Source organism: Thermanaerosceptrum fracticalcis (assembly GCF_000746025.2).
Taxonomy (GTDB): domain Bacteria; phylum Bacillota; class Peptococcia; order DRI-13; family DRI-13; genus Thermanaerosceptrum; species Thermanaerosceptrum fracticalcis.
Genome location: NZ_CP045798.1, coordinates 2,721,720 through 2,744,957, shown reverse-complemented (window position 1 = coordinate 2,744,957; position 23,238 = coordinate 2,721,720). Strand labels below are relative to the sequence as shown.

The window sequence follows — 23,238 nt, the reverse complement described above, 5'->3', positions numbered from 1 at the left end:
TATGTTTTTAATGATGTCTTAAACGAGTTTTAACACTATTTTAACAAACCGTATACATGATACATTCGATATTTTGTTTTTAAAAAAGGGAGCCCACCTCTAAGGGTGGGCTGCTCCGTTCTTTAGAACCTCCGGTTCCTGTTAACAGGAAGCTCAGCCAAAACCAGTACTGGGGAGTGGTGAACTGCCGGCTTGGGAATTGCTGTTCATTACGCCTAATGGTTTATAGATACGCTGTACTTCCCCAGTCCCGCATTTTGGGCACTTCACATTTTTCCGTTCACTGATGGAACAGGACACGCTGAATTGTTCCTGACACGCTTTACAAAAAAAATCGTAAACAGCCATGCTGATCACCTCCTTGCCTATACCCCCTATGGGTATAATCCCATAAATCATCTATTTCGTCAAGACATAGTTAAAATAAGGCATTCGACATGGCCTCTCACCTCTTGACCGCTTACGCATAACATAAAATATCTCAAATTTTATTCAGAAGAGGTGAAAATATGATGAGAGGCGGTATGTCCATAACCATTAATCTGACCCAACGGCGCTTGTATCTCTATCAGGGAGAAAGACTATATAACTCCTATCCCATAGCCATCGGCAAACCAAGCAATCCTTCCCCTGTGGGAAAATGGACTATTGTCAATAAAGTTATCCTGGACGGCAAACAGGTCTACGGTACACGCTGGCTGGGTCTTAGCAAGCCTAATTACGGTATTCACGGGACCAATAATCCTTCTTCTATAGGCAAAGCGGTATCCCTTGGCTGCATTCGTATGTATAATCACGATATCGAAGCCATCTTTCCGGTTGTCACTATTGGGACAGAAGTAGAAATTATTTCCGGAGCCCATGGCAGTGGTTATCCCTTACCTCCTTACAACCCCACAACTACGCCTGCATCCAACACTAACCAAGGAGGAGGCAGAACTTACACCGTTCAAAAAGGCAATACCCTGTGGGCAATCGCCAAAAAGCTGGGTATTTCCTTACAGGACCTGATAAAGGCAAATCCCGGTATTAATCCTGACATACTGTACCCCGGACAGGTAATCAATTTACCTTAGCCAATCTCTTATGGGAACGTATCCCGCTCCCCGTGACCTGTGACCCGTAGGAAGATATTTATTGCTATTTGTTTTTCCAGTGAAAAGAGGGCCGCCCTTAGCCCTCTTAAATAATCTTGTCTATTTTTACCACTACTCGGGAAAGAAAGAATTATTTCGGAAATCGGGAAGCGGGTATCGGAAAGCAAAGCAGGAAAACCGTATTTACGGCACTACAATTATTTTCGGCTCTCCTGCCAGGACTCTGCCGATGACACGGGCTTCAGTAACACCTGATTCATGAAGCGCCTTTAAAAGTTCCTCTGCCCGATCTGCAGCTACAGACAGCAAAAGTCCCCCTGAAGTGATGGGATCAGCCAGGATATTTTTTTCAATAGCTTCTATTTCTGGGAAAAACTCAACCTTATCCTCCATGTATTTAAGATTGGCCCAGTTGCCACCTGCAATATACCCTTTAAGGCCCAACTCCTTAGCACCCGGTAGGACCGGTACCGCATGAAGGTCAATCTCAATTTGTACCAGGCTTGCTTTAGCCATTTCCCAGGCATGCCCTAAAAGTCCAAAACCGGTAATATCTGTGCAAGCATTAATGCCCACCTTTTGACCGGTCAAGGCAGCTTTGTCATTGAGTTTAGTCATAACATCAATGGCCGCTTCCTCTACTTCCGGGGGCACAGGGGATTGCAAAATTAAATTTCCTTCCCGGTCTTTTTTCTTACGCAAAGCAGAAGTAATCAAACCAACACCTAAAGGCTTGGTGAGAATCAGAATATCGCCAGGCCGCGCACCGGCATTGGTCCAAATTTTAGTGGGATGGGCAACCCCCGTCACAGACAAACCATATTTAGGTTCTGCATCCTGGATGCTGTGACCTCCCAAAAGTACGGCACCTGCTTCTTTGATTTTTTCCGCCCCTCCCCGTAAAATTTCGGCTAAAACAGAAGCCGGTAAGGTATTCATGGGGAAAGCGATAATATTTAATGCTGTAATCGGAGTTCCCCCCATGGCATATATGTCACTTAAGGCATTAGCCGCCGCTATCTGTCCAAAGATATAAGGGTCATCCACCACAGGTGTAAAAAAGTCTACCGTCTGGATTAAGGCTGTCTCTTCGTTTATCTGGTAAACCCCCGCATCATCGGCTGTCTCCAGCCCTACCAGAAGGCGGGGGTCTTTTATTTCAGTTTGTGGCAAATGGCACAGGACCTGTGCCAGGTCACCAGGACCGATTTTTGCTGCTCAGCCGCCTTTGGTAGACAGCGCGGTAAGATAAACATTTTTAACCTCTTTTTCCATGTCAAACACCTCCTTAAGATACAATTTCATAAATACTCCTGATCACCACTTCGTCATCACCCGGTAAGAGGGTACGCATATCCAGGATATAGGTATCCCTCTCAATGTAACCAATGACAGGGACAGGCAGTTGACGAAGGGCTTTTTCTGCCTCTTCCAAGGTAATGGTTTTGAATTTTATCCCTATTCCCCAGGAAGGAATCGTTTGGCCGGGCAAACTGCCTCCACCCATTTGTGACTGGGTTGTTAAGGCCTGTACCTCTATTTTATCCTGGATAAATGTTAAGGATCGCATAATCTTTTCGACTTTTTCCCTTAATTCTTCCAAAGGTGCTGCCAGCATCCGGTAGGTAGGAATATTTCTTACGGCTTCTTCCGGTCTTAAATATTCCCTGAGGGTGGCCTCCAGGGCAGCCAGGGTAAATTTGTCAACCCGGAGGGCCCTGGTTAGTTGATTAGCCTTCATAGCATCGATATATTCTTTCTTGCCCACAATAATTCCGGCCTGGGGTCCTCCCAGGAGCTTGTCGCCACTAAAGGTCACAATGTCCACACCCTCGGCTACCACCTGCGGCACCGGAGGTTCACCGGTGAATCCCCATGCCGAAAGATCCAAAAGAGAACCGCTTCCCAGGTCTTCCATCAGGGGGATACCGTTAGCCCTGGCTAACTTTTGCAGTTCATGGCGGGACACTGACCTGGTAAAACCAATAATACGGTAATTACTGGTGTGGACCTTGAGGATCAGTCCTGTATTCTCGTTTAGCGCTTTTTGATAATCATAAAGATGGGTGCGATTGGTCGTACCTACTTCCACCAGGGTGGCTCCCCCCTGTTTGAGCACCTCCGGAATACGGAAAGACCCGCCTATTTCCACCAGTTCCCCACGGGAAACCACAACTTCCTTTCCTGTAGCTAAGGTATTCATGGCCAAAAGCACCGCCGCAGCATTATTATTTACAACCAGGGCACTCTCAGCACCTGTCAGGCGAATCAGGAGTTCTTCCACATGGGCATACCGGGTCCCCCTTTCACCTTTTCCCAGGTCATACTCCAAATTAGAATAACAGGAAGCAGCCAAGGCCACAGCTGTTTGCGCGTTCTTTGATAACACGGCCCTTCCTAAATTCGTATGCAGGATAATTCCCGTGGCATTAATGACACGCCTAAGGCGGGGCATGGCAAAAGAAATCAGGTAAGACTCTATTTCCTTTAGGAGAAAGGCCAATGAAGGCGGTTCTACTTCTCCTGCCTGCGCGATGATTCTCTGCCGCCATACCCCCAATACCTGGCCTGTTGCTTCCGCTACCAGGTCATGTCCATAAAAGGCACTGAGTTCCCGTCCTTTTTCTGAAACTAACACCGTATTCACAGCGGGCAACTGCCTGAGTAATTCATTTAAACGCGAGTTTGACATGCTTTCCTCCTAAATCTATCCAGAAGATAACATCTTTATTGTAATTTTTATTGTTCATAAACACAAGGATGCTATTTATCTTTCTTCACCCCCTACAAAAGAATAAAGCATAAGTTTGCCTCCATGGCAAGCTTATGCTTTAAACACCAATCAGTACATAGTAGGTATTTATTTATTAGCGATTTTCGCCAGGGTATCCTGCCACATTTCTACTACCTTAAAGGCTGGCTTAATCTTTACGATTTTACTCTGATGTTTTACTGTCTTCAGTTCTTTAGCTATATTCTCCTCTAAGTAGGCGGCATTGTTGCCACCATCCACAAAACAGAGCGGGGGAAAGAGAACACACCACCAGTTAGCCCCTGCCCCTTCTCCCATCACCAGCCTGACAGCTTCGTAACGTCCGGCGGGAAGGGTAAAATTGCCATAATATTTGGTGGGAAAACTAAACTGTCCATAGACAGCTTTTACATTATATGTACTACCTGCCTCACGCAGCACAACTTCAGCTTCATGTTCCAATTCCGGAAGGTTTTCTAAAAGAATCTCCCGGGACTCGGAGAGATTTTGAGAATAAGCAAATTTCTCCTGCATGGCCTTTACGATCTGATCTCTGACTTTATATTTAAGAATTTGGTCCTCCGGACTGTCACTGTTAGCCAGGATGTGCAGCCTGATTAAAGCCGGTACCTGTTCTTCAATGGTAAGAGAGCTGGTTAAACAAAAAAGCATTAATAATACCAGTATAAGAAAAGTGACACGCTGCCGCATCATTACCGCCTCCTTCAATCTCTACATTACCAGTATTAACGGGAAGAGGCGTTTTTAATCATCTTACAATTCAAAATATCAAAATTTGCTTCCCGCTACCCGCCCCCCGCTAACCGGTAATAATAGTACAAGGGGCCGAATTTACGGCCCCTTGATAATCGGTTCACGGTTAACGGTTCACGTATGTGGTTTAACCCATACCCGGCGGGCAGGGAATCTTGATGGTACGTCCGGCAAAGATCAGATTGGGATTGGTAATTTGCGGGTTAACAGCCAGGATCGCCTGAACGGTTACACCAAACCTTCTGGCAATACTCGTTAAAGTATCGCCCTTCTGAATTACATAATCAAATGTGGTTCCGGGAGGGCAGGGCGGGGCAGGCGGCGGAGGTGGTGTTACAGCCCCCTTAACAGCAGTAACTACCGTAATTTCTTCGGTTTCCGTTACTTTAGCGCAGATCTCCAGCACGGCAGTCTGACGCCAGTGGGTGGTAGGTGTGGCAGCGGCAGCTTCTACATTTACGAATTCGATGCGGCCCGTCACATCAACCATATCGCCTTTCTCAGCACCTTCCACATGAACAAATTCCGTAAATGGTTCATCGACGGAAAGCTCGCGGAGCTGGTCATCTACGGCCGAGACATAGTAAACCTGCTTGTGTAAAGTACCCTTCACGATTACTTTGTCTGGAATTGCTTCTCCCTGTAAATCCCTGAGGCGTGCATCTACTCTAGCCACTTTACGGGCGGGCATAGGTGTAATAATATCGGCCAGGATGTTTACCTGACGGCAGCCCTCACCGATTATCCTTTCCACCTTAATCCTGCGGGTTTCTACCTCGGCACCGGCTACTGCCGTTACAATATTGATGGTTACTCTATCAATAATCTTGGCACAAACCTCGAGGACGATTGTTTCTTTGACAAATTTCTCATGATTCCGTGTCACCAGTTCACTATCGATAAATTCAATTCTAATATCAGTTATCACAGTCTGCCCTTCTTTTGCCCCTTGGATGGGCACAAAGACATTAAAGGGCACATTGGCCGAAGTTTCTTTTACTTCACCGGAGGGTTCGATGACATAGAAGATTTGCTTGTGAATTGTACCTTTTACTACTACTTTATTAGGAATAACTTTCTTCTCAACATCTCTTATCTCTGCATCAATACTTTTAATTTTTTTCGTATTGGCGGGTAGTGGTATTAAGCTGTCACTTACCGTGAACTGCTCACACCCGGAGCCAATCACATTGTCAATAGTAATGGTACGGAAGGTGGGAGTAACGCCCTCGCCGGAAACATTGGTGACAACATCGATTTCTACCATTTCAATGACTTTCGCCTTAATCTTGAGGATGCAAGTTTGCTGGAAGACACGATGACAGCCCTGGTCTCCTGCCATATCGACAGCTTCCACATCACAGTATTCAACTTCCACGCTAACCCTTGCATCCATTCCGGGCCGCGCACCTTCGATATGGACAAATTCTGTAATTCTCTCGTCAGGAACCGTAAATTCTTGAACATCACCGGTAATGCATTCTACATAATAAATTTGCTTGTGGAGTGTTGCCTCAACAATTATCTTATCCTCGATAATCTTAAACTTTACATTTCTGATTTTGGTATCAACACTCTCAATTTTTTTGGCAAGGACGGGCAAGGTAATATTTCTTACTACATTAACCTGTCGCATGGCCTCGCCTACAACATTTTCCACCTTTAATTTCCTGGTGGTCACATTAAGAGCCATAGTCCACAAATCCTCCTTTCAGCCTTCATATAGATTCAGTTAAGTATATGCAACAGACGAAAATGTGTGCTTAAAATTACCTATACTTACTGTTAGTTTATGGTATGAATTGCGGCAGAGGATTGTGTCTGGACACTCAAAAAGGCCCAAGCAGGGATGCAGAAAAAAGACAGAAAAAAGGAGAGGCGGGTTGAGGTCCGGCTCTCTCTTGCTGGATACCGACTAATTTTTACTTATAAACATCTGTGTAAACATCTTACCATAAGGACCGCCTTCTCTGATTCCAATGCCCACATGGGTGTAGTTGGGGTTAAGGATGTTCTTCCGGTGTCCGGGGGAATTCATTAAAGACACATGGGCATTGTCCACCGTTTGGTTACCGGCTAAATTTTCTCCAGCATAACCGTACTTAACCCCGAAATTCTTCATCATGGTGAAGGGGTCGCCATATGTAGGAGAGTTGTGATCGAAATAATTCTTGTCAATCATGTCCTGGGATTTGAGACGGGCAATCCTCACCAGTTCGTTATCCATCTTAAGAGGTGCCACACCTGCCGCCGCTCTTTCTTTGTTGATCAGTTCCAGCATCTTAATTTCCTCGGCTGTAGCATTAATCTGTGCACCCGTGTTTTCCCCTGTACCAGGTTGTGTCGTATCACCGGGTTGAGAGGCACCTGTATCTCCCGTCCCTCCATTATCTGCAGGGTTCTGGGGTTCCTGGGATTGAGGGACGGAATTCCCGCGCGAGATATCATTTTTCAGGGCTTTATTGAGGTTTTCCGCCCAAACTTTGGCCAAACCGTCACCTGTGGAGTTGTTGCTTTCCCAGTCGGCTTCGGTAACGGTGATGAGAAGCCTCTCTTTAACGAGAACGACAGGTGAACCATTGATGCGGCCTGTTACCACCGGGGCTTTTACCAGGTCACTGCCCATATTGCGAATGCGCTCCAGTATAATCTTGGCGCGTTCTTGGGCCGTAAAGCCCTCATACATGGAACGGTAACGTAACACTACCTCACCGTTGATTAGCAGCTCATAAATTTCGGGATGCCCTTCCATAGCCTGCATGCCCACGGTATATGTAATGGTCTGGGCCTGTACTGGTGCAGTGGAAACTGTGGTACTTACACCTATGACAAATATACACAAAAGGAGCCAGGTAACCAGTCTTGAAGATAAACGCATATAAAACCTCCTTATCATAAAGTCTACTCCTTATTTTATACAAGACCGCCCCGGTCTGCAAACTTAAAATTTTTCCATCGTTGTCACTTTAGCATTTTTCTACAGGTACTTCTCGTATCATAGGCATCTTTAGGCCGCTTTTCGAGGTAATGGTAAAATAGAGCACCAAAGGAAATTTAAGTTTTATAAGAGAAAGAAAGCTGCTGATTTCTCAGCAGCTTCGAGCCTGTATTTTGATGTCTTCTTCACCCTGGTAAACGGTAAGCTGGACAGCATCTGTCAGTATGTCAGCATAACTAAAGGAAACGCGACGTTCTATCTGCTTTTCATCGAGGCGTACGACAAAAATATTCGGATAAGTGCTTTCAAGAACGCCGGTTTTTTCAATGACCTTTTTTCTGCCCCGGTTAGCCCTAAGTCTAATCTTGTTCCCCACAAAAGGTTCCAAATCCCGCTTTATATCCGCCAAAACTTTTTTCGCAGACAAAAAATCACCCTCTTTCTACTTCAACGTCTTTATTATAACATCTCTTGCAAGCCCTGTCAAATTAACCAAACATTATACTCGAGAGGGCCCTTTTCTGTCAATACATAAAAATCAAGCGGTAGAGAAGTTTTTAGGAAGTATCTCTTACTTATCTTTGTTAAGTTTATGTTAATTCTTATTTTCATCTTTTTAATGCCGATGGGGACATTCCCGTCCATTTTCCGACTTCCGACTTCCGATCTCCGACAAAAATCACTAGTAACTAGTAACTAATAACTAGTAACTTCTTAGATAAGCAGGTGTGTCCCCTTATACCGATGGGGACATTCCCGTCCATTTTCCGACTTCCGACTTCCGATCTCCGACAAAAATCACTAGTAACTAGTAACTAGTAACTTCTCAGATAAGCAGGTGTGTCCACTTTCCTTAATAAGGGGATTTGGGATACCCCAGGCGGAAGCATCCCCGGGTTTCGATCCCGCCTACACCATCCATCCCAGTTATGGTATTGCTGATGATGTCCTTGACGGTCAGCGTATCATAAATAGAACTATAGGCTAATTTCTCCACGATAAATACCGGATCAAAGGCATGAATCAATACGCGCAGGGGAGAACTGGCGAAGTTGGCCCCGGCCGCGATTAAGGCCTCATAATGGGACTGGCAGGCACCGGCGAAAATGATTAAGTCATCCCGGCCTGGATCAAAGGCCCTGGCCTTGCGTACAGCTTCCACAAAATAGGGGGAATTGCGGTAATTCTTTAACTCTTTAAAATCGCCGTTGTTTCTGATGAGACCGTCATGCCCGGTCATTACCAAAATATCCGGTGTATATTCTTTTAAATAGTCTACTACCACCTGGGGCTGTTTTTCTTCAGGGACATGAAAACCGTGGGCCGGGATGCCGAGCTGGGAATAGGTGGTCATACAAAGATCCAGGTAATCTTTATCCCCATCCAGATGAAGCACTGACCCAGGTATTTCGAAATACTCAGGGTCATCAGCTTTCGTAGGGTTTTTTACCGTCACTCCTCCCCGTAAAAAACTCCGGGATTTATCTACGACCCGCCGTTCAAAAATACGCCGCATACACTCACTGTTCTTTTTAATAAATTCCTGCCTGCTTTTACTTATATCAGAGGGGTTCTTCTTCTCCAGGTCAGCAACCGGGGCATCGGCATAAAGGCGAATATCCAGCCCCCGTAATAAAGCAGTGGATCCGTCCGGTCCTTCAATAATATCCATTACCTTAAAGAGTACATCGCTCCCATGGGAAATGCGACCCACGATATCTCCTACAGCAATCTTACTCATTTTTACAACTCCCTACAAAATATCTCTCTACTCATTCTATGTTTAACACAGGGCTGGTGTTATCCTAGACACACCCTCTGTCGACGAATCATATCATAAAATTACTTAAGAGAGGGGAAAGGAGAAGAGGTAATTGTGGATTGCTGTAATACCCGCTCATAATGAGGAAAACTCCATCGCGAGAGTCATGGAAAACCTTGTCAGAAGCAGCATAGATAAAATAGTCCTGGTTGCCAACGGCTGCTCCGATAATACCTGCGAACAGGCTATCCGTTCTTCTGTAGGGAAGCCTATAGAGATCCTTTCTTTCCCGGAACAATTAGGTATTGACGTACCCAGGGCAGCCGGAGCTGCCTATGCTCGTTCCTACCATCCTAAGGGTATAGTCTTCGTAGATGGTGATATGAAAGGTGAGATCAGTTATGTAGTAAGCGAACTCCTTATGGGTATTGAAAGAGGCCTTGACTTAGCCCTGACTAACTGTTATCCCTTTATTTATCTTCGTTCGTCCCTGGCCAATACTGTTTTAAAACACCGGGAACTGCTAAACCGCCGGCTCGGCTTATTTAACCAGCTTGGACTAGCCACTCCCAGTCATGGTCCCCACGCCGTCTCCGCCACATTTTTGCAGAGAGTCCCTGTAGAACTGCTGGCTATTCCTCCTTTGGCCCTGGCTTTTGCAGCCCAAAAATCCTTACGCATCGGTGTTGCCGCCGCCATCTCTCACAACCTTCTTGGCTCCAGTTACCGTAACACCGAACACGCCAAGTTGATCGCCGAAACCATCATTGGCGACTGCCAGCTGGCCCTCTCCTTTGTCGAAGGCCAACCCCTGGATACTATCCTTTCGCAAGAAAAATATAGCACTGGCTACCAGGCCTCCCGCCGCTTCGACTTGCTGCAAACCTTCCTTGATAATCTCTAAAAAAACATCCTGTACCGTCTTGAGTACAGGATGTTTTTTCATTTCTGTTTACCTGGCAAAAACATGGTTTCCGATTCTTTTAATAATGGGGCGGGACCAAATCCATTTGCTGGTAGCCTTGGCCGGGTTCCAGTAATAGAGGGCCCCTCCCGAAGGATCTGAACCGGCCAAGGCTTCCCGGGCGGCCCGCAAAGCCAATGAATCGGGCTTGAGATAAATCTGGCCGTCAGCTACCGCCGTAAAGGCCAGTGGTTCAAAAATTACTTCCTTAATGGTATTAGGGAAGTTTTTATTTTCAACCCGGTTAAGAATAACAGCCGCAACAGCTACCTGTCCTACATAAGGTTCTCCCCGGGCTTCACCGTATACCGCACGAGACAGCCAGTACAGGTCTTCCTCGGTAAAAGGCCGAGTGCTGCTACGGGACGCTGTGTATTGGCCGGGTATTCTTAACTGCTGCCCCGCTGCAATGTAATCACTCTTTAAACCGTTGGCACTCTTTAATTGTGTTACGCTGACACCAAACATTTCCGCTATCCTGGCTAAGGTATCACCTTTTTTTACCACATAGGTACCTGTTTCAATCTGCAGTTTCTGTCCAACTACAATGGTATTACTTTTAAGATTGTTATCCTTTTTGATACGCTCCACCGGAACTCCATACTTTTTACTGAGTATAAAGAGAGATTCCCCGGATCGCACTGTATGCGTAACCGCCGCCCATAGGGGTGTAACGACCGTCAATAGCATGGTGAAAACCAGTACAAACCCCACCACAAAACGGTTCTTATACATCGGCGTCCTCCTTTCCATCCGACAACTTGGTTATTGTATATGGTTTTAGGTTGTCGGATACTTCACATTATAGCGGAAAGGAGTCCCGGATTCTAGAAGAAATCACAGGCAGCAGCACCATATATATCTAGGGTAAGTTTTCCCTCTTCTTTTTAGAGGGTACTTTTTCTTTCCTCCCAGGCATTCGCAAGCACAGCAAACTCTTCCAGGGAAAGGGTTTCACCCCGCCTTTGACCATCGATTCCCGCCTCATCCAGCACTTGAAGCAGCACTTCTTTATGCAATCCCGGCTGGACAGAACCAAGAGCATTCAGCAGGGTCTTGCGCCGTTGGCCAAAAGCTGCTCTCACGATTTTAAATAAAAACTCCCGGTTCTTTACCTGCACGGCTGGCTCGGCTCTTTTCTTCAATAAAAGAACGGCAGAATCCACTTCCGGAGCGGGAGTAAACAGGTGCCGCGGCACTTTAAACAAGATACTGGATTCACAATAGTACTGGACAGACAGGGTAATAGCACCATAGTCCTTTGTTCCCGGAGAAGAGGTTAACCTTTCCGCAACTTCCCACTGCACCATTATAACCATTATCTCAAACTGGTATTCTTTTTCTAAAATATCCATGATAATCGGTGTAGTAATGTAATAAGGGAGATTGGCCACAATTTTGTAGGGATGGGTTAGTCCTTTTTCCCGGGTAAGCTGGTCCAGGTCTACTTTTAAAATATCCCCCTGTATGACTGTCACCTTTTCTTCCGGTAATATTTCCCGGAGGATAGGAATGAGAGCGGTATCAATTTCCACGGCCAACACCCTGGCTCCGGCCTCGGTTAAAATACTGGTTAGCGTACCCGCACCCGGCCCTATTTCCACCACACTGTCGCCAGGTGTTATTTCAGCCCCCCGGACAATCCTTTTAAGGAGATTCCTATCGAAAAGGAAATTTTGTCCAAACCCCTTCTTAAAATGAAACCCCCTTTTTTTCAAAAGCTCCATGACTTTACTTTTTGTAATTTCCGTCATATTTTACCTTCCTCCAGGGCCTTGAGGGCCTCGGCAAATTCCGACTTGGTTATGCCATATCCATTCAGACGGTTGAGAAACTGTTTAGCGTTGCAGCGTCCCACCCCCAAGTAAAACCCCAGCTTCTCCCGCCGTTGGCCGGCCTGTAAGTCGCCCACAAGCCCGGCCAGGTACAAATCTTCCATGGAAAAGTTCCTTTGGGTGCTTACTTCCGTAGCACGGGCCCGCTGTAAAGAATATAGTATCTCCTGGGGCTTGGCATACTCGACCCCCACTTTTCCCCGTTTCGTCCCGGATTTCTTCTGTTCCAGATAGGCATGCCGGCAGCCCGGTACGGCCTCATCGATGATTCTCCTAATCTTCTCGCCGGGAAAATCAGGATCGGTAAGAATAATGACACCACAGCGTTTCTGGGCCTCGGCAATTAAATCCAGCGTCTCTTTGGTAATCCCCAGACCGTTTGTAATAAGGACCTCAGCCTGGCAGGCCCGTTTAACGGCAGCCATATCATCTTTTCCCTCAACAACGATAACCTCTTTAAACAATTACTCCTCACCTTTTTTCGAGCTAACATATCCTTATACTATTATTTTCACGCACCTTTAGCAAGTCTTTCCTGCCTGTTCTCTTCTTATCTTCAAGCTCATAGCAAAAGGAAATGAGGCAGGGACATCATTAAGATGATGTCCCTGCTTGCATTGATTTATTCTAAAATATACACCTTTACGTTGCGGCGTCCCCAGCGTAAACAATCTTCTTTCGTGTCCATAAAAAGGTCAATAATATTCCCTTTAATCAAACCGCCGGTATCTTGGGCAATCCCATAGCCGTAGCCTTCGACCCACATTCTCGTCCCCAGAGGGATGACCCTGGGATCCACGGCTATTGTGCCGATACGGGGGTAAACACCTGTATAAGTATTGTTGCCGGTATGAGTATAGGCGGTAGCCTGTAAAGTCAGCACTTTCTTAGGATTCACCAGGCTGCGGGAGGCAATCATGATCGTGCCTTTAGTTCCCATGGTGATAATTTCCGGCTTTACTTCCTTCAATACCTCTGTTTCCACAACCTTACGATCTGTTTCCAGCCCATTTTCCGTATGTATAAGATATTTCTTGCGGACTAAGCCGTCTTCCCCTTTCTGCACTACTTTTATTTCGCCTTTCTTCAAGCTCGGGTCTAACTGGCGCTCTTTGGGAAAGGGGACAATTTCCTCCTGTTCATAAAAGGATTCTTCCACTCTTACCACCGCCAAATGAACGGGAAGTTTCTTTTTGGAGAATTCCCCCACCACTTTATCCATGGGGTTTAATTTTATGCCCGCCTTATTCATGATTTCGGGTATGCTTAAAGTATGGTGGGTAATTGTTATATAAAAAAACACACTAAAAAGTACTACAGCTATTATAGTAACTGTAATAGCCCCCCACTTGCGCAGGGGTCGTCGTATCTCTGTTTCCATATATATACCTCCGCTGGATAATACTAGTAGTATTATTGCCAGTGTTACTATTAATTTATTCAGAATAGACACAAATGATACTACATGTATCCGGGAGGCGGACCTTGTCCCTTTAAAAAAGAACCCCTCCACTCAGGAAGGGCTCTTCACTACTTGATTCTAAACACTCTTTTACCGTTTTCTTTCGTAGCTTCGGCTACTTTCTCCACGGGTATCCCTTTGACTTCGGCAATCATTTCCGCCACCTTGGCCACATAAAGAGGTTCATTCCGCCTCCCCCGGTATGGTACAGGCGCCAGGTAGGGGCAGTCCGTCTCGATCAGGAGATAATCCAGGGGCACCTCTTTAACCACCTCTTTGGGCTTCTGGGCATTATGGAAAGTTACAGGGCCGGCCAGGGAGATATAAAAGCCCAGTTTCATAACTTCCCGGGCCATGGGCCAGGACCCCGAATAACAGTGGAAGATCCCTCCCACTTCTTTAGCGCCTTCTTCCTTGACAATGTTCAGGATGTCCTGGTGGGCATCCCGGTCGTGGATAATAATGGGGAGTTTAAGTTCCTTGGCCAGGGCAATCTGCTTCCGGAACACCTCTTTCTGTACCTCGTGAGGGGAATGGTTCCAGTAATAATCTAAACCCATTTCTCCTAAGGCTACGATTTTGGGATGCTGGGCCATCCTCTTCAGTTCAGCCAGGGTACGGTCATCCCCATCCTTGGCATCATGAGGATGGAGCCCCACCGAACCGTAAATAAAATCATATTTCTCCACTAAGGCTAAGGTGCGTTTGGCAGAAGCCAGATTATAACCCACATTGACGATTAATTCCACCCCGCCGTCTTTCGCCCGTTGAATGACTTCTTCCCTGTCTTGTGCAAACTGTTTATCGTCTAAATGGGCATGAGTATCAAATAACATGAGAGCCTCCTAAGTAGACTTCAATTTCCGACATCCGATGTCCGCCTTCCGAAATCCGACTGAAAAAAAATGACTAGTAACTAGGAACTAATAACTAGTAACTGGAGTTATTTCACCTTGCTGCCGCTGGGCAGGTCCTTGGCAACGGTTAGGACTTCCAGGGTATCTTCATGGGAAGCTGCCAGGATCATCCCCTGGGAGACGATGCCCCGCAGTTTGGCCGGCTTCAGGTTAGCTACAATAATGACTTTTTTGCCTACCAGTTCCTCAGGAGCGTAATGCTTGGCAATACCGGACACGATGGTACGGGTTTCTTCCCCTAATTTAATCTCTAATTTTAGAAGTTTATCAGCCTTCTCTACTTTTTCCGCTGCCAGGACTTCGGCCACCCTTAAGTCTATTCTGGCGAAATCCTCGATGGAAATTTCCTCAACAGGAGCAGGCTGTGGGGCCGCTGCCGGTTTTTCTTCGGGCCCAGAATTTTTCACTTGTTCCATGTCATTACTCTCCTTTATCTCAATACGTGGGAAGAGGGCTTCACCCCTGGTTACTTTTAAGCCCGGTCTGGTCTTGCCCCAGACTAAATCAGTCCAGGCGGTGTTTTCTACAGAGTCTACTCCTAACTGAACCCAGACCTTCTCAGGCAGGGTAGGCATTACAGGAGTTACCATTACCGTTACAATACGGATGGTTTCTACCAGGTTATAGAGCACTGTCCCCAGACGCTCTTTCTTGGCGGGATCTTTGGCCAGAGCCCAGGGCATGGTCTCGTCAATGTATTTGTTGGCCCTGTTTACCGCCCGCCAGATACTGGCAAGGGCATTGGCAAAATCCATCTTATCCAGGTAAGCCGTTGTATCCTCAATGGCCTGCTTGACTGTCTGAATAAGCTCCTGATCATAATCCCCCTCCTGAAGAGGCGCGGGAATTACTCCTCCAAAATATTTTTCGATCATGGCCACGGTACGGGAAACCAGGTTGCCATAATCATTAGCCAGATCCGTGTTGGTTCTTTGAATAAGAGCATCCTCCGAGTAGTAACCATCAGCTCCCAGGGGAATTTCCCTTAAGAGGAAGTAGCGAATGGCATTGACGCCGTATTTATCGATTAAGACCAGGGGGTCAACCACATTGCCCTTGGATTTGGACATTTTCCCCGACTCCAAAAGGAGCCAGCCGTGGCCGAAAACCTGCTTGGGCAGGGGTAAACCGGCAGCCATGAGGATGGTAGGCCAGATTACGGTATGGAAGCGGACAATATCCTTACCTACCAGGTGGATATCGGCAGGCCAGTACTTATGGTACAGTTCTTTGTTGTCGCTGCCCCAGCCTAAAGCCGAGATATAGTTGGTCAGGGCATCAAACCATACATAGATAACATGTTTATCATTTATAGGTACCGGGATACCCCAGTTAAAGGTGGTGCGGGAAACACAGAGGTCTTCCAGGCCACTCTTAATAAAATTGATCATCTCATTGCGGCGGGAAGCAGGCTGGATGAAATTAGGGTTTTCTTCAATATGCTTTAACAGCCTGTCCTGGTATTTTGACATCCGGAAGAAATAACTTTCTTCCTTCACCAGCTCTACGGGACGCTGGCAGTCGGGACATACTCTTTCTTCCCCAACCTGGCGTTCCGTATAGAAAGCTTCACAGGGTGTACAGTACCATCCTTCATACTCGGAACGATAAATGTCTCCCTGGTCGTATATCTTTTGGAAAATCTTCTGGACCGCTTTTTTATGCCTTTCTTCTGTGGTCCTGATAAAGTCGTCATTAGAGATATGAAGCGCCCGCCAGAGGTGTTTAAAGCCTGCTACGATCTCATCTACATACTGGAGAGGCTCTTTACCCACACTCTTGGCTGTTCTCTCTATTTTCTGCCCATGTTCGTCAGAACCCGTTAAAAAATAAGTAGCATAGCCCTGCATCCGCTTATAGCGGGTCATGGCATCGGCCATCACCGTGGTTAAAGCATGGCCTATATGCAGCTTGGCGCTGGGATAATAAATAGGTGTGGTGATATAAAAGGTCTTCTTCTCCATTACCATAACCTCCTTGAAAAAAATGAAAAAACCTCCATCCTTCCAGGGACGAGAGGCTTAGCCTACCGTGGTACCACCCTGCTTCAGCTAAAAATTAGCCCTCAGCAAGTCACAACGACTTTGGCGTTATAACGTACGCCCCACGTCAGAAAGCCGGCTCCAGGCCCATCTTCAGTATTACTCCCTGTGGACTTCCACCCTGCTCCACTCGCTGTAAGGAAGTATAACACCTACTCTTCCCTTCATCCCGTTTCTCTTTATTAATTTACATTTCCTAGTAGAGGAAAGACTATACCAAACAGTATATGAATCTGAGGGTTCATTGTCAAGTGCTGCCTTTTTTATGTTTTTTATGCGACACCTGCCAGACATAAATAGAACATAACATGATACTTCCGCTCATCCCCCATAAATTTGGAAACCCTATGCTTTCTAATATTATGAAAAAAATGTAAATTACGTATTGACTTATAATGGAATAATTGTTATCATTTAGTCGTAATTATTTGTCGAATCTTGGGAGAGAAAGGAGTTGTATGTATGAAATCCACGGGTATTGTCAGAAAAGTGGACGAGCTCGGTAGAGTTGTTATACCTATTGAATTAAGAAGAACTCTAGGTATAGACGAAAAAGATGCTCTGGAAATTTATGTAGACCAGGAGAAAATCATCCTCAAGAAATATGAGCCCGCCTGTGTTTTCTGCGGCAGTGCTGATGATGTCCAGAATTTCCGCGGTAAATTGGTGTGCAAGGAATGTGCACAGGCCATGGCAGCTAACGCTTAAATCTCAGGTGTAAGGCGCAGTCACAAACTGCGCCTTTTATTTTAGTCCTCTACCATTACTCGCTGGTACAACTCCCGTTTCGGAATTCCGGAAAGACGTGCTGCTTCTTTTACCGCCTCTTTCTTACTCATTCCTTTATTAACCAGTTCTCTGAAACAGGCCTCTGCTTCCTCAAAGGAAAGCTCCTTAGCCTCCCTTGCTTGATTTCCTTCGACAATCAGAGTTATTTCTCCCTTAAGGGGCTTATCTTCCAATCCCGCTAATACCTGGCTGATGGTTCCCCGCTGATACTCCTCAAATACCTTTGTCAATTCCCGGGCCACACAGCACCGCCTGTCCCCCCAGCTTTCCTGAATAATTATTAGCGTATCCCGCAGGCGGCGGGGGCTTTCATAAAAGACCATGGTACGAGTCTCCTGCCCCAAACTATCTAAAAGCCTTTTTTTCTCTTTCTTTTCCCGGGGGAAAAATCCACAGAACACAAACCCTGTCGTATCTAAGCCCGAAGCTACCAGCCCTGTAAGCACCGCTGAAGGACCGGGGATAACAGTTAAAGGTATCTCTTTACCTATGCATTCTCTGATTAATTGCGCCCCGGGATCAGAAATGCCGGGCATGCCGGCATCGGAAACCAGGGCAACGTTCTTGCCCTCTAAGAGCTCCTGGATAAGCACGGGGCCCTTCACCAGTTTATTATGTTCAAAATAACTGGTGACGGGCTTTTTGATGCCGTAGTGATTTAAAAGTTTAATTGTCTGGCGGGTATCTTCTGCCGCGATTAAATCCACATTTTTCAGGGTTTCCATGGCACGCAGCGTTATATCGCCTAAATTGCCAATGGGAGTACCGACAATAAAAAGTGTACCACAGGTACTACGCTCCACCCTTCCCCTCCTCCTTACCATACCATCTTAAAATTTCCGGTTTATATTTGCCCGGAGCCTCATAAATAATCAAGGGGGGTAACACTTTTAATTCAGGAGGAGCGCTTTTCCGGGCTTCCAGTAACACATGCTGGGCGCACTTTCCCAGATAGGGATGAATAAGCCGCATCCTGCGGGGCTCCAGCTGGTACCGGCGCAAGAGACCGATAATGTCTATGAGCCTGTCGGAGCGGTGGATAAGAGCAAAACGCCCCTGGTAGTTTAAAAGCTTACTGGCACTGGCTATACAATCTTCCAAAGAGCAGGAAATCTCATGACGGGAAAGGGCTTTGGTTTCTGCGGGACTGGGACGTCCTTCCGCCACAGACCAATAGGGAGGGTTGGCCGTCACCAGGGTATATTGACCGCCCCCAATTATCTTATGAATATTGCGGAGATCTCCCTCCAGTATCTCGATAATCCCTTCCAGCATATTCAGTTTTACAGAACGGAGGGCCATTTCCGCCATATGGGCCTGAAGTTCCACCCCAATAAGCTTCAACTTCTTGGCCCTGGTACTAAGAATCAAGGGAATGATACCTGTACCTGTGCCCAGGTCCACAACCCGGTCCCCTTCTTTAACCGTGGCAAAATGGGATAGCAGCACAGAATCCAGGGTAAAACGGAAGCCCTTGGCTTTTTGAATAATGCGTAAACCCTGGATCAAGAGGTCATCCAGGGTTTCATCGGGATAAATAATTACCTCATCCATAGACACTCCTAGATCTTACGTAAGAATCCCATACAGAAGAGACAATCACCCTTGCGGGCCTGACCAAAATGGAGATGGCAGATATGAAAACCTTCATGATAAAGTCTGGCCAGGTTATCATAACCTTCCCCCTGTATCTTTTTGGCATTTGCTTCTACCTGAGCCGTATGCTCATCACTGAAGCTGCAGAGTTCTCGCCGCAGCCGTTCATTTTCTTCTTCCAGGGCATAGGCATGCATCTTTAAGGTGGTTATTTCATTGAGCAGGTTCTGCAACTGCTGCTCCAGTTCAATGAGCCGTTCGGTAATCTTCATTGCTATTACCTCCTGAAAATGAGGTCACTCGGCTTTTAATTTATTCTCTAATAAATCATAATTCTCGTATTCATCTCCGGGAATGACCTCGGGCAGGACTGGGACATTGCCCTCCTTGCCGCATTTTTTACCGCATTCATACCCGTCACTTTCGAATTTTAGACAGCACATCAAACGACCGCAAATACCCGAGATTTTGGTGGGGTTAAGGGATAAGTTCTGGTCCTTAGCCATGCGAATAGAAACAGGTTCAAAATCTCCCAGGAAAGAGGCACAGCATAAAACGCGGCCGCAGGAACCAATCCCCCCTAACATTTTGGCCTCATCGCGAACCCCAATCTGCCGCAGCTCAATACGGGTTCGGAAGATGGCAGCCAGGTCCTTGACCAGTTCCCTAAAATCCACCCGTCCTTCGGCCGTAAAGTAAAAAATAACTTTACTCCCGTCAAAGGTGTATTCTACATCCACCAGCTTCATTGGCAGCTGGTGCTCTTTGATTTTACTGTTACATATCTGGATGGCTTCTTTTTCTTTTTTATTGTTAACTTCCATTTGCACCCGATCTTCCGGTGTAGCCAGGCGGATAACTTTTTTTAAAGGCAGGACCACCTGGTCCTCAGGAACATCACGTATGCCTATGACAGACTTACCAAATTCCAGTCCCCGTGCTGTTTCTACTACTACATCGGCACCAACGGGAACCTGGAACTCACCGGGATCAAAATAATATATTTTTCCAGCTGATTTGAAGCGTATACCAACTACTCTAACCAATAGAGTCAATCCGCCTTTCTTCACGTTCTATATTTTTTAATTTTATCAATAACATTTCCAGAACCAAACGTAAATTTACGTTATGTTTCAAATAGAGAGGAACCTTATTCATTTCTTCTAAAATAGCTAAACAAATTTGCGGGTTATCCTCTTTTTCCACGAACTCATCAGTCCCCCATAAAAGCTCTTCTTTACCCGTGGTGCAGCGGACCAGTTTGTCCCGGTACATGTTGGCAATGAGCTCTAAGGTTACCTTCAACAGTTCCCGGTCTTTTTCCAGGGATTCAGCCCAGGCAAAAATCTCCCGGTATCCGGCCCTTTTCAGATCACCAATTAAATGGCTGATGTTTAATAACAACTGCTGGTAGTCTATTCTTTCCATTAGTTTAAGGGTTTTCCCCACGGAACCCTGGCCCAGGCTTAAGGGAATTTTTGCAGCCACTCCTTGTTCGGCCAAAATTTCGCTGATAACCCCTTGGTCTAAAGGGCTGAACTGAATATGCAGGCACCTGGAACGAATGGTATCGGGTAAATTTTGCACATCCTGGGCCAGCAAAATAAAAATGGTTCTTTCCGGCGGTTCCTCCAGCACTTTTAAAAGGCTGTTAGCGGCTTCTATCGTCAATAGCTGGGCATCATGAACAATGATGACCTTAAACCTGCCTTCGTAACATTTGAGATAAACCTCACTTTGTAAATTACGGATCTGAGAAATTTTTAGCGAGGTACCGTCCGGGGAAACCTCCCGGATATCCGGATGATTACCGGAATTAGCTTTGCGGCAGTTGCTGCAGACTTCGCAAGGTTCTCCCTCCAGGGGATTTTCACAGGTGAGAGCCCTGGCAAAGATACGGGCTGTTTTGGCTTTGCCTATCCCCTCCGGTCCATAAAACAAATAGGCATGGGAAATGCGTCCCGAAGTAAGCGCGGCTTTTAACTGGGCAACTGCTCTTTCTTGTCCTTTGATTTCCTTAAAACCCATGCTCTAACTCCGTTTCTAAGAATATAAATCCACTAAAAGACCACGAATATGGTCCATTTTTTCCAGTATTTTCAGGGAGTCCTTCTGCTCCGCCAAAACCAGACGGGATAACTCCTCTAATTCCCCATTTATCATCTCGATTCTCTGGTAGACTTTAGGACGTCCCTGCCTGGTCCAGCCCGTTTCCTCTTTTAAGTCATAGACCCTGCCAAGGGTATTATAAAGAAATTTTTTCAAAGTTTCTTTATAGAGCTTCATGTCATAAACGGAAAAATTCTTGGCCAGGCGCTGCCCTGCCTCGTCCAATTTCTTGAGGATTTCATCGAGAGCGAGCTGCCAGTCAGGGCCGCTGTAGTGGTTTAATAAATCGGGAAATTCAGGACTGTGAAGTCCTCTGGTTTCCCTCCTCCCTGCAATGTGGGGCGAAGCTATAAGGTTTTTGGGCTTTTGCTCATTTCTAATCCGCATCTTATTACACCTTAAGATACTTCTCTACATCAAGCACAAAAATGGTAGCTCCACCGTGAGGGACTTCCACGCTATATGGCACATAGGCTTCTCCAGGCCCGGATAAAGGGGCAATAGGTGTCATAATCTTTGGGCGGGAACGGCAAACGCTCTTAATGATGGCCAGCACATTCTCAACCTTCTCTTCTTCAATGCCCATAAACAAGGTTGTATTTCCTTCTTTGAGGAACCCTCCGGTGCTGGCCAGTTTGGTGGCACGGTAACCTTGCTCTATGAGCTGATCCAGCAGGAGAGAGGCATCTTTATCGCTAACCACAGCAATAACCAGTTTCATCTTATTCCCTTCCTTTTTTCCTCCCGTGACCCCTCTTCCCGGACCACCGGGATCTTATAATCGGCCGTCAATCCCTGCACGGGGAATTTATTTTTAATCACCCATTCCAAGTAATTCAACAAGTCTTTACCAATAACCTGTCCGGGCCAAATAAGCGGAATACCGGGCGGATACACCGCAAGGGGAACTCCGGCAATTCTCCCTAAAGCTTCCCTCAAGGGCAGGTCTTCTTTAGGCGCCCAGTAAACCTGACGTGGCGTTAATTGTAATTCTATTTCTCCCTCTAATATTTTCCCGGGATGCTCCCAGGGAGTCAAGGCCTGGGTTTTACCATACCTATGGGCCATCTCTTTTAGGGCTGTTACAACCTTTCCGGTATCTTGCGGCTCATGGCCGATGGTAAGCAAAAAGAGAACATAGTAATAACTGGACAGTTCCACCACAATGCCGTAATCTTCCTGCAAGATCCGGGCCAATTCCCAGCCTGTCAGGCCTAACTCTCTCGAAGACAGGAGGATTTTGGTGGGATCATGATACCAGGCCGGATTTACTTCCTCGTCAATTAAGCGAAAGCCTGACAGTTTTCGTAAGCTGGCGCGCAACTCCAATGCCATTTCCCAGGTTCTCTTGACAAGGGCTCTTCCTTCCTGGGACATCTGAGCCTGTACACTATCCAGGGAAGCCATCAATAAATAGGAAGGACTGGAGGTTTGCAGCACATTTAAAGCGGCCGCCACCCCGGCAGCCAGTTTACTGTTGTTCACGTGAAGCATGCTGGCCTGGGTAAGGGCTCCCAGGGTTTTGTGGGTACTCTGGATAACCACATCCGCCTTGGCCCTTTGGGCGGAAAGGGGTAAATCATCCTGAAAATATAAATGGGCTCCGTGAGCTTCATCAACGATGGAAAGCACCTCTTTTTTCCGGAGAAAATCTAGCAATTCATAAATATTGCATCCAAAGCCCTCATACGTAGGCTGAACACTAACAAAAGCTTCTATATCGGGATATTCCGCTAAAAGATGGGCTATGCTTTCATATTCCATCCCTAAAGGGATTCCCCATTCTACATTGATGACCACCGGGGCCACGAGAGGCACGGAGCCGCTCAAAACAAGACCATTTGCCACGGAAATATGGGCGTTTCTCGGCACAATAACCCTCTTCCCTGGAGTGAGGGTCAGAAGGGCAGCCTGAAGACCGACTGTGGAGCCGTTAACTAAAAAAAAGGTCTGTTCAGAGGCGAAAAGTTTAGCCGCCAGTTCCTGAGCAGCTTTAATGCATCCGGTAGGATTTTTTAAATTATCCAGGCCGGGCAGCTCTGTTAAATCCATTTTACAAATGTCTTTGGCTAATTCTTTAAAGCCGGTATAAATACCCTTTCCTTGCCGGTGGCCGGGTGTATGAAAACCTGTATAGGATTGCTCTATATGTTTTTTTATTTTTTCTAATAACGGTGCAATCTTCAAAAAATCTCAACCCG

The 23,238-nt window shown here is 46.4% G+C and carries 25 protein-coding genes; 3 read left to right on the top strand and 22 right to left on the bottom strand.

All coding sequences use genetic code 11. The annotated features are described in order from the left end of the window. Positions 1-153: 153 nt before the first annotated feature. The gene (locus BR63_RS13945) at positions 154-348 is read right to left on the bottom strand and encodes an FmdB family zinc ribbon protein (protein ID WP_034423162.1); all 195 of its coding nucleotides are present in this window, start codon (positions 346-348) and stop codon (positions 154-156) included. Between the two features lie 161 nt (positions 349-509). Here BR63_RS13945 and BR63_RS13940 point away from each other — a divergent pair, with 161 nt between their 5' ends. After that, positions 510-1,076, top strand: coding sequence for a L,D-transpeptidase family protein (locus BR63_RS13940; RefSeq protein WP_034423159.1), 567 nt, complete (start codon positions 510-512; stop codon positions 1,074-1,076). 204 nt (positions 1,077-1,280) lie between these two features. On the opposite strand, the gene selD is transcribed toward BR63_RS13940, so the two are convergent. The 7 genes from selD to yabG form a co-directional block, all read right to left on the bottom strand. After that, on the bottom strand, positions 1,281-2,372 hold the full coding sequence (selD, locus tag BR63_RS13935; RefSeq protein WP_081908196.1) for a selenide, water dikinase SelD: 1,092 nt from the start codon (positions 2,370-2,372) through the stop codon (positions 1,281-1,283). 13 nt (positions 2,373-2,385) lie between these two features. Then, positions 2,386-3,789, bottom strand: a complete 1,404-nt coding sequence (selA, locus tag BR63_RS13930) for an L-seryl-tRNA(Sec) selenium transferase (RefSeq protein WP_034423155.1) — start codon at positions 3,787-3,789, stop codon at positions 2,386-2,388. A gap of 168 nt (positions 3,790-3,957) precedes the next feature. Beyond that, positions 3,958-4,563 carry a stage II sporulation protein R gene (gene spoIIR / locus BR63_RS13925; RefSeq protein ID WP_034423153.1) on the bottom strand — a complete coding sequence of 202 codons (606 nt, stop codon included), beginning with the start codon at positions 4,561-4,563 and terminating at the stop codon, positions 3,958-3,960. Positions 4,564-4,750: 187 nt separating this feature from the next. Continuing rightward, positions 4,751-6,316, bottom strand: coding sequence for a DUF3794 and LysM peptidoglycan-binding domain-containing protein (locus BR63_RS13920; RefSeq protein ID WP_034423152.1), 1,566 nt, complete (start codon positions 6,314-6,316; stop codon positions 4,751-4,753). 222 nt (positions 6,317-6,538) lie between these two features. Further along, positions 6,539-7,501: a CAP domain-containing protein gene (locus tag BR63_RS13915; RefSeq protein WP_051965886.1), complete on the bottom strand. Its 963-nt coding sequence runs from the start codon at positions 7,499-7,501 to the stop codon at positions 6,539-6,541. A gap of 211 nt (positions 7,502-7,712) precedes the next feature. Beyond that, positions 7,713-7,988 (bottom strand): Veg family protein, encoded by a 276-nt coding sequence (locus BR63_RS13910; RefSeq protein WP_034423151.1) that lies wholly within the window; start codon positions 7,986-7,988, stop codon positions 7,713-7,715. Positions 7,989-8,414: 426 nt separating this feature from the next. Beyond that, positions 8,415-9,302 (bottom strand): sporulation peptidase YabG, encoded by an 888-nt coding sequence (gene yabG, locus BR63_RS13905; RefSeq protein ID WP_034423150.1) that lies wholly within the window; start codon positions 9,300-9,302, stop codon positions 8,415-8,417. A gap of 133 nt (positions 9,303-9,435) precedes the next feature. On the opposite strand from yabG, the gene BR63_RS13900 reads away from it, so the two are divergent. After that, positions 9,436-10,227: a glycosyltransferase family A protein gene (locus BR63_RS13900; RefSeq protein WP_034423148.1), complete on the top strand. Its 792-nt coding sequence runs from the start codon at positions 9,436-9,438 to the stop codon at positions 10,225-10,227. 48 nt (positions 10,228-10,275) lie between these two features. On the opposite strand, the gene BR63_RS13895 is transcribed toward BR63_RS13900, so the two are convergent. From BR63_RS13895 to metG, 6 genes are all read right to left on the bottom strand, one after another. Beyond that, on the bottom strand, positions 10,276-11,022 hold the full coding sequence (locus tag BR63_RS13895) for a cell wall hydrolase (RefSeq protein WP_034423147.1): 747 nt from the start codon (positions 11,020-11,022) through the stop codon (positions 10,276-10,278). Between the two features lie 152 nt (positions 11,023-11,174). Then, positions 11,175-12,041 (bottom strand): 16S rRNA (adenine(1518)-N(6)/adenine(1519)-N(6))-dimethyltransferase RsmA, encoded by an 867-nt coding sequence (rsmA, locus tag BR63_RS13890; RefSeq protein WP_034423145.1) that lies wholly within the window; start codon positions 12,039-12,041, stop codon positions 11,175-11,177. Next, positions 12,038-12,586 carry a ribonuclease M5 gene (gene rnmV, locus BR63_RS13885; protein WP_034423142.1) on the bottom strand — a complete coding sequence of 183 codons (549 nt, stop codon included), beginning with the start codon at positions 12,584-12,586 and terminating at the stop codon, positions 12,038-12,040. Before rnmV ends, rsmA begins: the two co-directional genes overlap by 4 nt. 158 nt (positions 12,587-12,744) lie before the next feature. Beyond that, entirely contained in the window at positions 12,745-13,503 is a 759-nt protein-coding gene (locus tag BR63_RS13880) for a 3D domain-containing protein (protein WP_051965884.1), read from the bottom strand. Positions 13,504-13,652: 149 nt separating this feature from the next. Beyond that, positions 13,653-14,420, bottom strand: a complete 768-nt coding sequence (locus tag BR63_RS13875; RefSeq protein ID WP_034423140.1) for a TatD family hydrolase — start codon at positions 14,418-14,420, stop codon at positions 13,653-13,655. Positions 14,421-14,527: 107 nt separating this feature from the next. After that, positions 14,528-16,465, bottom strand: coding sequence for a methionine--tRNA ligase (gene metG, locus BR63_RS13870; protein WP_034423138.1), 1,938 nt, complete (start codon positions 16,463-16,465; stop codon positions 14,528-14,530). Between the two features lie 540 nt (positions 16,466-17,005). Between metG and BR63_RS13865 the strand changes: the two genes are divergently transcribed. Further along, positions 17,006-17,251 (top strand): AbrB/MazE/SpoVT family DNA-binding domain-containing protein, encoded by a 246-nt coding sequence (locus tag BR63_RS13865; RefSeq protein WP_034423136.1) that lies wholly within the window; start codon positions 17,006-17,008, stop codon positions 17,249-17,251. Between the two features lie 41 nt (positions 17,252-17,292). Here BR63_RS13865 and rsmI read toward each other — a convergent pair whose 3' ends face one another. From rsmI to BR63_RS13825, 8 genes are read right to left on the bottom strand one after another with little or no spacing between them, the layout of a single operon-like run. After that, on the bottom strand, positions 17,293-18,135 hold the full coding sequence (gene rsmI, locus BR63_RS13860; protein WP_034423135.1) for a 16S rRNA (cytidine(1402)-2'-O)-methyltransferase: 843 nt from the start codon (positions 18,133-18,135) through the stop codon (positions 17,293-17,295). Continuing rightward, positions 18,125-18,886, bottom strand: coding sequence for a tRNA1(Val) (adenine(37)-N6)-methyltransferase (locus BR63_RS13855; protein WP_034423133.1), 762 nt, complete (start codon positions 18,884-18,886; stop codon positions 18,125-18,127). Before BR63_RS13855 ends, rsmI begins: the two co-directional genes overlap by 11 nt. A gap of 8 nt (positions 18,887-18,894) precedes the next feature. Beyond that, on the bottom strand, positions 18,895-19,200 hold the full coding sequence (locus BR63_RS13850; protein ID WP_034423131.1) for an initiation-control protein YabA: 306 nt from the start codon (positions 19,198-19,200) through the stop codon (positions 18,895-18,897). Positions 19,201-19,224: 24 nt separating this feature from the next. After that, on the bottom strand, positions 19,225-19,974 hold the full coding sequence (locus tag BR63_RS13845; RefSeq protein ID WP_051965880.1) for a PSP1 domain-containing protein: 750 nt from the start codon (positions 19,972-19,974) through the stop codon (positions 19,225-19,227). Then, complete coding sequence (holB, locus tag BR63_RS13840; RefSeq protein ID WP_051965879.1) at positions 19,967-20,956, bottom strand: DNA polymerase III subunit delta'; 990 nt, start codon at positions 20,954-20,956, stop codon at positions 19,967-19,969. The genes BR63_RS13845 and holB overlap by 8 nt, the downstream gene beginning before the upstream one ends. A 15-nt stretch (positions 20,957-20,971) precedes the next feature. Next, positions 20,972-21,424, bottom strand: a complete 453-nt coding sequence (locus BR63_RS13835) for a YaaR family protein (RefSeq protein WP_051965877.1) — start codon at positions 21,422-21,424, stop codon at positions 20,972-20,974. Between the two features lie 4 nt (positions 21,425-21,428). Then, entirely contained in the window at positions 21,429-21,758 is a 330-nt protein-coding gene (locus BR63_RS13830; protein WP_034423129.1) for a cyclic-di-AMP receptor, read from the bottom strand. Beyond that, the gene (locus BR63_RS13825; protein ID WP_051965874.1) at positions 21,755-23,224 is read right to left on the bottom strand and encodes an aminotransferase class I/II-fold pyridoxal phosphate-dependent enzyme; all 1,470 of its coding nucleotides are present in this window, start codon (positions 23,222-23,224) and stop codon (positions 21,755-21,757) included. The genes BR63_RS13830 and BR63_RS13825 overlap by 4 nt, the downstream gene beginning before the upstream one ends. Between the last annotated feature and the right edge of the window lie 14 nt (positions 23,225-23,238).

Bases quoted from the DNA above. Each gene is read 5' to 3' on its own strand.
- BR63_RS13895 (WP_034423147.1), bottom strand. From the start codon at position 11,022: ATGTATAAGAACCGTTTTGTGGTGGGGTTTGTACTGGTTTTCACCATG.
- spoIIR (WP_034423153.1), bottom strand. From the start codon at position 4,563: ATGATGCGGCAGCGTGTCACTTTTCTTATACTGGTATTATTAATGCTT.
- BR63_RS13875 (WP_034423140.1), bottom strand. From the start codon at position 14,420: ATGTTATTTGATACTCATGCCCATTTAGACGATAAACAGTTTGCACAA.
- holB (WP_051965879.1), bottom strand. From the start codon at position 20,956: ATGGGTTTTAAGGAAATCAAAGGACAAGAAAGAGCAGTTGCCCAGTTA.
- rsmA (WP_034423145.1), bottom strand. From the start codon at position 12,041: ATGACGGAAATTACAAAAAGTAAAGTCATGGAGCTTTTGAAAAAAAGG.
- BR63_RS13835 (WP_051965877.1), bottom strand. From the start codon at position 21,424: ATGCGGATTAGAAATGAGCAAAAGCCCAAAAACCTTATAGCTTCGCCC.
- BR63_RS13830 (WP_034423129.1), bottom strand. From the start codon at position 21,758: ATGAAACTGGTTATTGCTGTGGTTAGCGATAAAGATGCCTCTCTCCTG.
- metG (WP_034423138.1), bottom strand. From the start codon at position 16,465: ATGGAGAAGAAGACCTTTTATATCACCACACCTATTTATTATCCCAGC.
- BR63_RS13920 (WP_034423152.1), bottom strand. From the start codon at position 6,316: ATGGCTCTTAATGTGACCACCAGGAAATTAAAGGTGGAAAATGTTGTA.
- selA (WP_034423155.1), bottom strand. From the start codon at position 3,789: ATGTCAAACTCGCGTTTAAATGAATTACTCAGGCAGTTGCCCGCTGTG.
- BR63_RS13880 (WP_051965884.1), bottom strand. From the start codon at position 13,503: ATGGAAACAGAGATACGACGACCCCTGCGCAAGTGGGGGGCTATTACA.
- BR63_RS13855 (WP_034423133.1), bottom strand. From the start codon at position 18,886: ATGGATGAGGTAATTATTTATCCCGATGAAACCCTGGATGACCTCTTG.
- BR63_RS13940 (WP_034423159.1), top strand. From the start codon at position 510: ATGATGAGAGGCGGTATGTCCATAACCATTAATCTGACCCAACGGCGC.
- yabG (WP_034423150.1), bottom strand. From the start codon at position 9,302: ATGAGTAAGATTGCTGTAGGAGATATCGTGGGTCGCATTTCCCATGGG.
- BR63_RS13915 (WP_051965886.1), bottom strand. From the start codon at position 7,501: ATGCGTTTATCTTCAAGACTGGTTACCTGGCTCCTTTTGTGTATATTT.
- BR63_RS13850 (WP_034423131.1), bottom strand. From the start codon at position 19,200: ATGAAGATTACCGAACGGCTCATTGAACTGGAGCAGCAGTTGCAGAAC.
- BR63_RS13945 (WP_034423162.1), bottom strand. From the start codon at position 348: ATGGCTGTTTACGATTTTTTTTGTAAAGCGTGTCAGGAACAATTCAGC.
- BR63_RS13865 (WP_034423136.1), top strand. From the start codon at position 17,006: ATGAAATCCACGGGTATTGTCAGAAAAGTGGACGAGCTCGGTAGAGTT.